Source organism: Streptomyces sp. NPDC090798 (assembly GCF_044768965.1).
Taxonomy (GTDB): Bacteria; Actinomycetota; Actinomycetes; order Streptomycetales; family Streptomycetaceae; genus Streptomyces.
Genome location: NZ_JBIVXA010000002.1, coordinates 650056 through 662813, shown reverse-complemented (window position 1 = coordinate 662813; position 12758 = coordinate 650056). Strand labels below are relative to the sequence as shown.

The 12758-nt window shown below is 70.6% G+C and carries 10 protein-coding genes; 7 read left to right on the top strand and 3 right to left on the bottom strand.

Features of this window, described 5'->3' with window-relative positions; translation table 11 throughout:
• The first annotated feature begins 91 nt into the window (after positions 1-91).
• From ACIQTP_RS07220 to ACIQTP_RS07190, 7 genes are all read left to right on the top strand, one after another.
• A complete protein-coding gene (locus ACIQTP_RS07220; RefSeq protein WP_403397126.1) occupies positions 92-1117 on the top strand; it encodes an ABC transporter substrate-binding protein in 1026 nt (341 codons plus the stop codon).
• Between the two features lie 26 nt (positions 1118-1143).
• Positions 1144-1881 (top strand): GNAT family N-acetyltransferase, encoded by a 738-nt coding sequence (locus ACIQTP_RS07215; protein WP_403397124.1) that lies wholly within the window; start codon positions 1144-1146, stop codon positions 1879-1881.
• A gap of 28 nt (positions 1882-1909) precedes the next feature.
• Positions 1910-2077 (top strand): putative leader peptide, encoded by a 168-nt coding sequence (locus tag ACIQTP_RS07210; RefSeq protein WP_403397121.1) that lies wholly within the window; start codon positions 1910-1912, stop codon positions 2075-2077.
• A 75-nt stretch (positions 2078-2152) separates the two neighbouring features.
• A complete protein-coding gene (locus tag ACIQTP_RS07205) occupies positions 2153-3388 on the top strand; it encodes an LLM class flavin-dependent oxidoreductase (RefSeq protein ID WP_403397119.1) in 1236 nt (411 codons plus the stop codon).
• 17 nt (positions 3389-3405) lie between these two features.
• The gene (locus ACIQTP_RS07200) at positions 3406-4794 is read left to right on the top strand and encodes an NtaA/DmoA family FMN-dependent monooxygenase (protein WP_403397117.1); all 1389 of its coding nucleotides are present in this window, start codon (positions 3406-3408) and stop codon (positions 4792-4794) included.
• Positions 4791-5900, top strand: coding sequence for an LLM class flavin-dependent oxidoreductase (locus ACIQTP_RS07195; protein WP_403397115.1), 1110 nt, complete (start codon positions 4791-4793; stop codon positions 5898-5900). Before ACIQTP_RS07200 ends, ACIQTP_RS07195 begins: the two co-directional genes overlap by 4 nt.
• A gap of 13 nt (positions 5901-5913) precedes the next feature.
• Complete coding sequence (locus ACIQTP_RS07190) at positions 5914-7041, top strand: LLM class flavin-dependent oxidoreductase (RefSeq protein ID WP_403397112.1); 1128 nt, start codon at positions 5914-5916, stop codon at positions 7039-7041.
• Between the two features lie 157 nt (positions 7042-7198).
• On the opposite strand, the gene ACIQTP_RS07185 is transcribed toward ACIQTP_RS07190, so the two are convergent.
• The 3 genes from ACIQTP_RS07185 to ACIQTP_RS07175 are packed head-to-tail and all read right to left on the bottom strand — an operon-like array spanning position 7199 to position 12758.
• A complete protein-coding gene (locus ACIQTP_RS07185; protein ID WP_403397110.1) occupies positions 7199-10069 on the bottom strand; it encodes a glycosyl hydrolase family 95 catalytic domain-containing protein in 2871 nt (956 codons plus the stop codon).
• A gap of 53 nt (positions 10070-10122) precedes the next feature.
• The gene (locus ACIQTP_RS07180; protein ID WP_403397107.1) at positions 10123-11058 is read right to left on the bottom strand and encodes an ROK family protein; all 936 of its coding nucleotides are present in this window, start codon (positions 11056-11058) and stop codon (positions 10123-10125) included.
• Positions 11055-12758, bottom strand: coding sequence for a class I mannose-6-phosphate isomerase (locus tag ACIQTP_RS07175; protein WP_403397105.1), 1704 nt, complete (start codon positions 12756-12758; stop codon positions 11055-11057). Before ACIQTP_RS07175 ends, ACIQTP_RS07180 begins: the two co-directional genes overlap by 4 nt.

Sequence of the window (12758 nt, the reverse complement as noted above, 5' to 3'; positions counted from 1 at the left end):
CTTCCCTCACCGGACCTTCCCTCACCGCACCTTCCCCCACTACACCCTCACGCACCACACCCTCACTCACGAACATCGGACAAGGACAGCCATGCGCACCCTCGCCCTCCGCAGCAGACTCCTCCGTGGCCTCACCGCCTCCACCGCCGTCGCCGCCCTCGCCGCCGCTCTCGCCGCCTGCGGGGGCGAGAGCGACGCGGCCACCACCTCCGGCAGCGCGGCCGCCGGCACCGTCACCGTGGGCGCGCTCTCCAACGGCGCCGCGCGGCAGACCGACCTCAAGGTGTCCGAGGTCAAGTCCATCAGCGCCGAGCTGCCCAAGTCGGTCGCCAAGAGCGGCAAGCTGGTCGTCGGCGTCGGCGCGCTGCCCGCCGGGTTCCCGCCGCTGGCGTACGTCGGACAGGACCAGAAGACCCTCACCGGTGCCGAACCCGACCTCGGCCGGCTGGTCGCCGCGGTCCTCGGACTGAAGGCGGAGGTGAAGAACTCGACCTGGGAGAACCTGTTCGTCGGCATCGACAGCGGCAAGGTCGACGTCGCCTTCTCGAACGTCACCGACACCGAGGAGCGCAAGAAGAAGTACGAGTTCGCCTCCTACCGGCAGGACAACCTCGCCTTCGAGGTGCCGAAGAAGAGCACCTGGAACTTCGCGGGCGACTACGAGAACCTGGCCGGCAAGACCGTCTCCGTGGGCGCCGGAACCAACCAGGAGAAGATCCTGCTGGAGTGGAAGGCGAAGCTCGCGAAGGAGGGCAAGAAGCTCACCGTCAAGTACTTCCAGGACAACAACAGCGTCTACCTGGCGCTGTCCAGCGGGAAGATCGACGCCTACTTCGGGCCCAACCCCGGTATCTCGTACCACATCACCCAGACGGCGAAGACGCCCAACCCGACCCGCAACGCGGGCAAGTTCTCCGGCGCGGGCGCGACCCTCCAGGGGCTGATCGCGGCCACCGCGAAGAAGGACAGCGGGCTGGCCAAGCCGGTCGCGGACGCGATCAACCACCTGATCAAGGACGGTCAGTACGCCAAGTGGCTCGCTGCCTGGAACCTCTCCAACGAGGCCGTCAGCACCTCGCAGATCAACCCGCCCGGCCTGCCGCTCAGCAACTCCTGACCGCTTCCTGGAGGTCCGACACCACCATGTCCACCGTCGCCCGACCGAGCCCGCCGCAGAGCCCGCCGGCACCCCACATCCTGGACAACGCCGCCTGGGCCGCGCTGACCGGCCCGCACGCCCCCTTCGCCGAGCGCGTCGGACGTGCCGCCCGCTACCCCCTGGACGTCTCCCCGTTCACCGCCCTCGCCGACCCGGCCGACCCGCGCGCCTGGGACGACCTCGCCGCGCTCGTCGGCCCCGGCACCGTCACCCCCGTGACCGGGGCGAAGTCGGCGCCCGAGGGCTGGGAAACGGTGCAGCACGGCCAGGGCGTACAACTGGTCGACACCGCATTGCGCGCCGAGCCCGCCCCCGAAGCGGTGCGGCTCGGGCCGGACGACGTCCCCGAGATCCTGGACCTGATCGCCCTGACCGAGCCGGGGCCCTTCCTGCCCCGCACGGTCGAACTCGGCACCTACCTCGGCGTCCGGCACCGCGGCCGGCTCATCGCCCTGGCCGGCGAACGGCTGCGACCGCCCGGCTGGACCGAGGTCAGCGCGGTCTGCACCGCCCCGGACCACCGCGGCAAGGGCCTGGCCACGCGACTGGTCCGCGCGATCGCGGCCGGCATCAGAGAGCGCGGAGACACACCCTTCCTGCATGCCTCCGCGACCAACACCGGCGCGATCCGGCTCTACGAGTCGATCGGCTTCACCCTGCGCCGCCGCTCGGATTTCCTCCTCGTCCGAACTCCGGGCGCCCAGCAGGAACAGACGGCGTAGGCGGGCCGTTGTGTTGAAGAGATTCAGGATGTCGGCGCGTCCACGGGCCCGCCGGGACACCGAAGCGGAGGTGAGGGACGTGCGAGTCGGGTCCGCTCTCCGCGTCATGGTGCTCGCCCCGCGCCGCCGTGTGCACCTGCACTCCCGGCCGCACATCGATCTCCAGCGCGTAGCCGGCGCGCTCTGTCGTCCCTGACCTGTCACCCCGCCGCCGCGCCCTCCGTACCGAGGGCCGCGCTCTCGCACGGTCGACCAGGAAGGCATCCCCTCCGTGTCCGCATCACCTTCGCTGCCCGTTTCCTCCCCCTCGTCCCCCCGTCTGCACCTCGCCGTCGCACTCGACGGCGCCGGCTGGCACCCGGCCGCCTGGCGCGAGCCGGTGGCCCGCCCCCGTGAGCTGCTCACCGCCGGGTACTGGACGGACCTGGTCACCGAGGCCGAGCGCGGTCTCCTAGACTTCGTGACCATCGAGGACGCCCTCGGACTCCAGTCCTCGCACCTCACCGAGCCCGACAGCCGCACCGACCAGGTCCGCGGGCGCCTGGACGCCGTCCTGATCGCCGCCCGCGTCGCCCCGCTGACCAGCCACATAGGACTGGTCCCGACCGCCGTGGTCACCCACACCGAGCCCTTCCACGTCTCCAAGGCGATCGCCACCCTCGACTACGTCAGCACGGGCCGTGCGGGCGTACGGGTGCAGGTGTCGGCCCGCGCGCACGAGGCCGCGCACTTCGGCCGCCGTACGTTCCCGCCGTTGCGCATCGAGGACCTGGGCAGCCCGGCCCTGCGAGAGCTGACGACCGACCTCTTCGACGAGGCCGCGGACTACGTGGAAGCGGTGCGCCGGCTCTGGGACAGCTGGGAGGACGACGCGGAGATCCGGGACGTCGCCACCGGACGCTTCGTCGACCGCGACAAACTGCACTACATCGACTTCGAGGGCAAGCACTTCAGCGTCAAGGGCCCCTCGATCACCCCCCGCCCGCCGCAGGGCCAGCCGATCGTCAGCGCCCTGGCCCACGCGACCGTCCCCTACCGGCTGGTGGCCCGGGCCGCCGACATCGGTTACGTCACCCCGCACGACGCCGGCCAGGCCCGTGCCATCGTCGAGGAGATCCGCGCCGAGCAGGCGGCGGCCGGCCGCGCCGAGGAACCCCCGCACCTCTTCGGCGACCTCGTGGTGTTCCTGGACGACGACCCTGCCACCGCCGCGGCCCGCCGCGAACGCCTCGACGCCCTGGCCGGCTACCCGTACACCAGCGATGCCCGGATCTTCACCGGCACACCCGCCCAACTGGCCGACCTGCTCCAGGAGTTGGGGGAGGCGGGGCTGTCCGGCTTCCGACTGCGTCCCGCCGTCCTCGGCCACGACCTGCCCGCCATCACCCGGGGCCTCGTGCCCGAACTCCAGCGCCGCGGCGTCTTCCGGCAGTCGTACGAGTCCGACACCCTGCGCGGGCTGCTCGGCCTCTCCCACCCCGCCAACCGCTACGCCGCCACCGCCTGAGCCGGAGGGACCCACTCATGAGCAGCACGTCACAGGACAAGCCCCGCAAGCAGGTCCACCTCGCGGCGCACTTCCCCGGCGTCAACAACACCACCGTGTGGAGCGACCCCGAGGCCGGCAGCCACATCGAGTTCAGCTCCTTCGCCCACTTCGCGCGCACCGCCGAGCGCGCCAAGTTCGACTTCCTGTTCCTCGCCGAAGGGCTGCGACTGCGCGAACAGGGCGGCAAGATCTACGACCTGGACGTCGTCGGCCGCCCCGACACCTTCACGATCCTCACCGCGCTCGCCGCCGTCACCGAACACCTCGGGCTGACCGGCACCATCAACTCCACCTTCAACGAGCCCTACGAGGTGGCCCGCCAGTTCGCCAGCCTCGACCACCTCTCCGACGGCCGCGCCGCCTGGAACGTGGTCACCTCCTGGGACGCCTTCACCGGCGAGAACTTCCGCCGCGGCGGCTTCCTCCCGCAGGAGGAGCGCTACTCCCGGGCCGAGGAGTTCCTGACCACGGCGAACGAGCTCTTCGACTCCTGGCACGGGGACGAGATCGTCGCCGACCAGCAGACCGGCACCTTCCTGCGCGACGCGAAGGCCGGAGCCTTCGTCCACCAGGGCCGGCACTTCGACATCCAGGGGCAGTTCAACGTCCCGCGCAGCCCGCAGGGACGCCCGGTGATCTTCCAGGCGGGGGACTCCGACGAGGGGCGCGAGTTCGCCGCATCGAGCGCCGACGCGATCTTCAGCCGGTACGCCACCCTCAAGGAGGGCCAGGCGTTCTACACGGACGTCAAGGGACGCCTCGCCCGCTACGGCCGTACGCGCGACCAGCTGCTGATCCTGCCCGCCGCGACCTTCGTCCTCGGTGACACGGACGCCGAGGCGGAGGAGATCTCCCGCGAGGTCCGCCGCCAGCAGGTCAGCGGCGCCACCGCGATCAAGCACCTGGAGTTCGTCTGGAACCGCGACCTGTCCGCGTACGACCCGGACGGGCCCCTGCCCGACATCGACCCGGACCTCGGCGAGCACACCATCGCCCGGGGCCGCGCCCAGGTCCGGATGTACCGCGACCCGCTCGCCACCGCCCGCGAGTGGCGGGAGCTCGCGGCCGCCAACAAGTGGTCCATCCGCGATCTGGTCATCGAGACCGGCAACCGGCAGGCCTTCGTCGGCTCCCCGGCCACCGTCGCCGAGACCATCGACTCGTTCGTGCAGGCCGACGCCAGTGACGGCTTCATCCTCGTCCCGCACATCACCCCCGGCGGCCTCGACGCCTTCACCGACACCGTGGTCCCGCTGCTCCAGGAGCGCGGCGTGTACCGCACGGAGTACGAGGGCACGACGTTGCGCGACCACCTCGGCCTCGCCCACCCGGACAACGCGCGCGACGAGCGGGCGGCGTCATGAAGTTCCTGGCCATCACCCTGATCGTGCACCGGCCGGACCCGAGCACCGGCGTGCGGAAGCCCACTCACGACCGGTTCCGCGAGGTCCTCGACAACGCCCTGCTCGCCGAGGAGCTGGGCTTCGACGGCTTCGGCGTGGGGGAGCGGCACGAGCGGCCGTTCATCTCGTCCTCGCCGCCCGTCGTGCTCAGCCACGTCGCCGCGCTCACCAGGCGCATCCGCCTGTTCACGGCCGTGACGACGCTCAGCCTGCTCGACCCGGTACGCGCGTACGAGGACTACGCGACCCTCGACCACCTCTCCGACGGTCGCCTGGACCTGATCATCGGCAAGGGCAACGGCGCCGCCCAGCGCGACCTCTTCGACGTCACCCCCGAAGACCAGTGGGACCGCAACGCCGAGAGCTACGAGGTGTTCCGCAAGATCTGGCGCCAGGACAAGGTGACCGCCGAGACCCGCTTCCGCCCGGAACTCAAGGACGCGGAGGTGTGGCCCCGGCCGTACCAGCAACCGATCCGGGTCTGGCACGGCAGCGCGACCAGCAAGGAGTCGGTCGACCTGGCCGCCCGCTACGGCGACCCGCTCTTCTCCGCCAACGTCACCAACCCCATAGAGCCCTACGCCGAGTTGATCCGCTACTACCGCGAGCGCTGGGGCCACTACGGCCACGACCCGGCCGACATCGTGGTGGGCGCGGGCACGGCGGGCCTCTACGCGGCCCGTACGTCGCAGGAGGCGCTGGCCGCGTACCGCCCGGTGTTCGAGGGGAACCTGGCCTTCCAGAAGAGCCTGGGCCTGGAGCCGGTCTTCCCCACGCTGGAGGACTTCGTCGAGCGCAGTTCGGCTCTCATCGGCAGCCCCCAGCAGATCATCGACAAGGTGCACCGCTACCACGAGCGGTTCGGGCACACGGTGCTGCATCTGCACGCGGACGAGAGCGGTCTCGGCGACGCCCGGCACCGCGACTCCCTCGAGCGCTTCCAGTCGCAGGTCGCTCCGGTACTGCGCCGCGAGATCCCCGACCCGCCGTTCGCGTGGCGGCCGGTGCTCGCGACGCCCGAGGCCGAGGCGGAGCCCGCCCTCGCGTCCATCCCCGCCGACCGCTGAGGAGCCCCACCCCATGTCCGACATCCCCCTCGGCGTCCTCGACCTCGTCCCGATCTCCTCCGGCTCCACCGCGACCGAGGCCCTGCGCAACTCCATCGACCTGGCCCGGCAGGCGGAGCGGTTCGGATACGCCCGCCACTGGTTCGCCGAGCACCACCTCAACCCGGGAGTCGCTGGCACCTCACCCGCGGTGGTCCTCGCCCTGACCGCCTCCGCCACCTCCACGATCCGGCTCGGCTCGGGCGCCGTACAGCTCGGGCACCGCACCGCGCTCTCCACGGTCGAGGAGTTCGGTCTGATCGACGCCCTGCACCCCGGCCGTCTCGACCTTGGCCTCGGCCGCTCCGGCGGGCGCCCGCCGGGAGTGCCCATCACCCCGCTGCCGACCGCGACCCCCGTGGTCGACGGCCGCGCCCCGAACGGCCTGCGCATCCCGCCCCGGTTCTCCTTCGAGCACCTGCTCGGCTCACCCCGCATCGCCCTTCAGCGCACGCTGCTCCAACAGCCCGACGCCCGGTCGCAGGACTACGGCGAGCAGATCGACGACATCCTCGCCCTGCTCGCGGGGACGTACCGGTCGGCGGACGGCGTCGAGGCGCACGTCGTCCCCGGCGAGGGCGCGGACGTACAGGTGTGGATCCTGGGCAGCAGCGGCGGGGAGAGCGCCACGGTCGCCGGCCGCAACGGGCTGCGGTTCGCGGCGAACTACCACGTCAGTCCGGCCACGGTGCTGGAGGCGGCGGAGGGCTACCGCGCCGCCTTCCAGCCGTCCGACGTCCTCGACAAGCCGTACGTCAGCGTGTCCGCGGACGTGGTCGTCGCCGAGGACGACGAGACCGCGCGCGAACTCGCCACCGGATACGGCCTCTGGGTCCGCAGCATCCGCAACGCCGAGGGCGCCATCGAGTTCCCGACCCCGAAGGAGGCCCGCGCCCACGTGTGGAGCGACACGGACCGGGCGCTGGTCGCCGATCGCGTCGAGACTCAGTTCGTGGGCTCCCCGGGACACGTCGCCGACCGGTTGGAACAGCTTCAGGAGGCCACCGGGGCCGACGAGTTGCTGATCACGACCATCACCCACGGCCATGCGGACCGGGTGCGCTCGTACGAACTGCTGGCCGAGGAGTGGCGACGCAGGTGACGGACGGCAGATGTCAGATAACAGATGTCAGATAACAGATGTCAGATAACAGATAACAGATTTCCGACGCTCACTCCTTCCCAAGGCGGTCCGACCACCGGCGCTCCGCAGAGGTGGGCCGACGGCAGCTGTCGGCCCACCAGCCGGATTCTCGGTGTCAGCCGATGGTCAAGTCGTCGACGTAGCCGCGATAGCCACCTGTGGCGCCCGGATGGTCGTAACCGACGAGGACCTTGCTGATCGCATGTCCCGTCTCGACCGCGCCGAGGCTCACGGTGACGTGGTTCCACGCGTCGAGCGTGAGACGGCCGCACTGGTCGGCCGGATGGATGCCGGTGCCGGACCGGTCGGTGGCGCCCGAGTCCCGTAGAGCGCTGCCGTCGGTGAAGATCAGGTCGACGGCGACGCAGGTGCTGTCGTCGGACCCGGCGGACACCCACGGACTGGTGACGTCGGACTGCGGGAAGATCCAGTAGCTCAGCGTCGTGTCGTCGCGGACGGTGAGCGGCGCGCCGTTGAAGCCGTGGACCTGCATGTACGCGTGGTCGTACGATCCGCCGTTGGCGTAGCCCGAGTACATCAGCGAGGCGTCGCCCGTGTGGGCCTGTTCGCCCGTGCGCACGGCCGCCTGGGGACCCGTGAGGCCGCAGCACAGGCCGGTGATGCCGTAGTTGCCGTCGCCCTGGGTGTCGACGTTGTCGACGGTGTCGGTCCAGGTGAGCTGGGGCTGTCCGGTCTCGAAGCCGGTGGTGAGCGATGTGGTCGTAGCGGCCTTGGCCGGCTGGGACAGCTCGTGCCGGATGGTGGCCCCGCTGGTTCCGGCCGGGGCGAGGTCGATGCTCTCGCCGACGGTGGTGTGCAGTTTGATCGTGGTGCCCGAGAGGGTTCCCTTGTGGACGCCGTTCGCGTAGTAGTCCATGGTCTTGCCGGGCCACGGGTTGGTGACCGTGACGTTCCCGCCGGACCGGCTGGTGAGCCGGACGTACTCGACGGCGTTGTCCCGGATGCTGCTGGAGACCAGGACGTTGCCGTAGGCGAGCAGGCCGCCGAACTTGGCGTTCGAGTCCGTGGGCCAGTTCGGGAAGACCTTGATGTCGTGCTGGGCGGACTGAAGGAGCATCTCGTCGAGGCCCGAGGTGGTGACGTTGAGGTTCTCGATGCCGCCGCCGTAGTGGTGCACCGCCATGTTCGGGTACGAGTTCGTGGTGGCCTCGGCGTGCAGCTCCTCCATCAGCGTGCTGGGGTTGTAGCCGACCATCGCCGCGGCCGCGTACAGGGTGGCCGGGGAGTTGTCGCTGTGCCAGTTGTCGAGCTGCGCCACGGTGTTGCGCGCGGTCTGGAGGAGGTCGGCCGGGCTGTTCAGGCCGACCTGGAGGCCGGGGTAGACGGCCTGGACGGCGACGTCGTTGCCGTCGCTGACCCAGCCGGAGCCTTCGGAGGTCTGCCGGAAGACGGTCTGGCCGTTTCTCGTCATCGTGGGCAGCGGCGCGAGGTGGCTGTCGATGTGCTGCCAGGTGGGGATGAGTGAGGCGTTGAGGTGCAGGTCCTCGCTCATGTCGGTCAGGCCCTGGAACAGCAGGTGCACCAGGCCGAGGGAGAGGATGCTGTTGGTCTGCGGGTACGCGCCGCCCTCCTGCGGCGCGTCGTTCTCGATGTTGTACGTGCCCGTGGTCGCGTCCCAGGTCAGGTAGTCCTGCCAGAACAGCCCCACCTGTTGGAGGTAGGGGAGGACCTTGCGGGCGTAGGAGGCGCTGCGGGTGTACTCGTACTTCATGACCATGTCGCTGGCGAAGTTCACGGCGTCGGACTTCTGGTTGTACAGGTCGTCGGCGGCGCTGGTGCCGTTGGGCGAGATGCCCACGGGGTAGAGCACGCCCTTGTAGCCGGCCGCCGCGGCCTTCGCCTTGCCCCTCGGCATCCAGTCCAGGACCGGGTCGTCGTAAGAGCCCATCTGGGCAACGTGGTTGGTGGACAGGGCCGGGTAGAACGCCGCTTCGTAGTTGTAGTTGGCGTGATAGTCGCCGTACCAGTTCATGGCTCCGGTGATCCAGTTGCCCCACAGGCCCGGGGCGTACTTCCCGGCGCGCGAGACCGAGCCGAGCAGGTAGAGCGAGCCGTACCAGCTCTTCTCGACGGCCTGGTCGGGGATCTGCACGAACGACCGGGACCAGTAGCTCCGCCACCAGGACTCGTGGGCCGCGTACAGCTTGGCCAGTGAGCCGTCGGTGAGCGCGGCTGCCGTCGCGTGCGCGACGGACTGGTAGTGGGGCGTGTCGTGGCTGCTCTGGATCGCTGCCGCGAGGGTGTAGGTCACGCCGGGCTTGAGGATCAGGCTGATCCGGTTGCCCGACGGTCTCGCGGAGGTGCCGCGCACGCTCGTCGCGATACGGGCGTGCGGGTTGTCCGGCGCGTCGGTGGTGCCGGCCTGCACATCGGCGTCAAGTACGCCGTTTTTGCTTGAAGTTGAGGGGGTATGACCGAGTCCGTCCTGGACGGTGACGGTCGCGTCCTGTGTGCGCGAGCCGGACAGTCGCAGGGTGGTGACGAACAGGTTCTGGGTCGCGGAGACCCAACTCCTCGACGAAAGCGTCTGGTTGCCGAGCGTATAGGTCCCCTCGACCTGCGCCCGGGCGATGTTCTGTACGGCGTGATAGCCGGCGCCGGCCAGCCCCGGGACGGCCAGCACGATCCGGCCGAGCGGTTCGATGCCGTTGGTGGCGGTGGAGAAGAAGTCGTTCTTGCCGACGTAGAAGGTCTGGTCGTCGGCGGAGCCGCCGACCGCGTCGCCGACGTCGCCGTTGCCCATCAACGGGGCGTCGGCGGTCTCGCCGTTCGTCAAGGTGGTGGGCGGGGAGTCCCACTCGCCCTGGAACTGCGCCACGGTGCGCAGAGCCTGGGCCTGGGTGGGATCGCTGACGGTCTGTGCGGCGGCTGACGAGCCGCCTTGAAGGGCTGTCAGGCCGATGGCCATGAGGGCCGAGGCCAGCAGGGTGCTGACGGGTCGCCGGTAGCGACGTGAGGATGCCACTGCGGTGTGACCTTTCTTCTCGTCCGGTGTCCCGCTCTTCCTGAGCGGGCGTTTCAGCGCGACGCGCTACGGCGGCGCGGCTCATCGCACGCCGTGGCCAGGTGGGCCGCGCCGAGCAGTGGGGCCTGATCCGGTTGGTGCGCCGGGGTGATGGCGATGCGCCGGTTGCGGGCCGGGTCGGCCTCGGTGAGCCCCGTTCGCAGTGGTTCGGCCACAAGATCCCAGGCGCCCGCGATGGCTCCCCCGACCACGAGAACCGTCGGTTCGAAGGCTGCGAGCAGAGGCCCCAGTACTCTTCCCAGGGCACTGAATGTCTCGGCGAACACGCTCGCCGCGGCTCGATCCCCGTGCCGTGCTCGCCGGGCGATCTCCCGGACGTCGGGCGGTGATGTGCCGGCGGCCCGTGCGTAGGCTCGCCGCAGGGCACGCCGGGACACCGTCTCCTCGAGCGGCTTGTCCGCGTACCGCAAGGCGTGGAGCCGGCCTTCGGGCGGGACCCCGGGCCCGTGCCGCAGAATGCGGCCGTCGCGCAGGAAGCAGGAGCCCACACCGGTTCCAAGGGTGATCCCGGCGACGGACCGGTGCCCACGCGCCGCCCCGGCCCACCACTCACCGAGCACGAAGGCGTCCGCGTCGTTCCAGAAGCTGACAGTGATGGCGCCGGGCAGCGACGCCGTCAGGGCGGCCCGGAGATCGAACCCCCGCAGGGCGTCGAACTTGCCGACCCCTTCGTACCGCCCGATCCCGCGCTCGTAGTCGAAGGGCCCGGGCAGCGCCACCGCCCACCGGCTCACGCCCGGGGCGGGCAGGTGAGCCGCGCAGCGTAGGAGGGCCGACAGAATCTCCTCGGCACTGCCATCGCCGTCCACCTCCTCACGGAACGACCGGCCGAGCCGCAGGCCGCGGGTCTCGATGTCCACACTCGCCGCGGTCGCGTGGGTGCCGCCGACCTCCAGCACCGATACGACGGTTCTGTCACCGGGTCTCATCGCACCAGCGCCTTCACGTAGCGCACCGGTCCCGCGCCGAGGGCCCGCACGTGGTAGGCGCCGACTGAGGCGGGCACGGTCAGTGTCTCGGCGTACGCCAGTTCACAACGGTGTCCGCCGCTCGTCTCAAGGAGGATCCCGTCGCCCTCCACGACGTTGATGATGTGGAAGCGGTGGTCCGTGTCGTCGTCCACGACGACGTCCGGCGCCAGTTCGAGGCGCCGGACCTCGAAGAACATCTCCGGGAGACGGCCGATGACGTCCTCGCGCCAGCCCTCGCCCGAGCGCAGGGTGCGCGGCTTCTGCACCAGGTCCCTGGCCACGGCTTCCCCCGACCGGTCGGGGTCGAGGTTCTCGAACGCGTGACTCACGTGGACCGGCCGCTGCCTGCCCTCACGGTCCCTGCGCAGCCAGTCGTAGAAACGAAGGCTGTACAGGTAGGGCGTCGCGCTGATCTCCAGGACGACGTTGCCTTCGCCGCTGCCGTGCGGGGTGCCGCCCGGGATGAGGAAGAGCTGGTGCGGGTCGGCGGGGAAGGTCTGGACGTAGCGTTCGATGTCGAACGGCACGCCGTCGTGGACGGCTCGGTCCGCCTCGCGCCGGAAGGCCGCGAGGTCGGCGTCCTGGCGCAGGCCCAGGAAGACCTGACGGCTGTGGCCGCCGAGCATCATGTAGTAGGTCTCGTGCTGGGTGTACGGCCACCCGAAGACCCGCCGCATGTAGTCCGACCGCGGGTGGCAGTGGACGGACAGGTTGCCGCCGCCGACGGTGTCGAGGTAGTCGAAGCGGATCGGGAACGAGGTGCCGAACGTCGCGTGTACGGGTTCTCCGAGGACCTCCTCGGGATGCAGCGCGACCAGTGCCTGCAGGGGGACCTCGACACGTGGGCCGTCCGGCGTGCCGACGAGGATTCCGCTCTCCGGCGCGATGAGTTCGTAGCCGAGGGCGGTGTTGGCCGCTTCGCGGTTGAAGCCGAGCTGTTCCTGGGCCCAATGCCCGCCCCAGGACGTGGTGTTGAAGGTGGGGCGGGTGCGGAAGGGGCGCCCGGCCAGGTCGGCGAGCGCGCCGCGCATCGCGGGGCCTTCCAGCCAGGCCGGAGCCTGCGGGTCCTGGGTGTCCAGCCACAGGCCGACGTCGATGACGAGGCTGTCGCGGTGCCGGTCCAGGACGGGCCAGTCGATGTAGAACAGCCGGCGTGCCGTGCCCGCTCCGGTACCGGCCGGCTGCCCCAGGTTGTAACCCCTTCCGCCGGTGATCCGGGCCTCGGCGTGGCGTTTGGGCAGGTCCGCGTACCAGAGCAGGTCGTACGGCACCAGGGCCGCGCCCGGTCCGAAGACGACGGTGACGGTGTCGGCGGTGGCCTGGGGCTCCGGGAGTTGTGTGAAGAAGTCGGCGAGGCCGGCCCGGGACAACGGGGCGAAGTCCGGGTCGCCCTCCAGCACCGCGGACGCGGTCAGGGCGAGGATGTCCTGCCAGGGGGCGGAGTGCTCGCGCATGTCGATCCGCTTCGCCGTGATGTCGCGGGCGGCCAGCGCGTCGCGGATGCCGGCGGTGACCGCCTCCCAGTCGACGGCCACCGGGCCGTCGACGGCGAGGACGAGCCCGGGAGTGAGCCCGGCGACCGCCTCCCGGTACCCGACACCGACCTCTCCTGTGATGCTGTGGCAGGGTTCGGCTTCGTAGCCACGAACTGCCGGCAT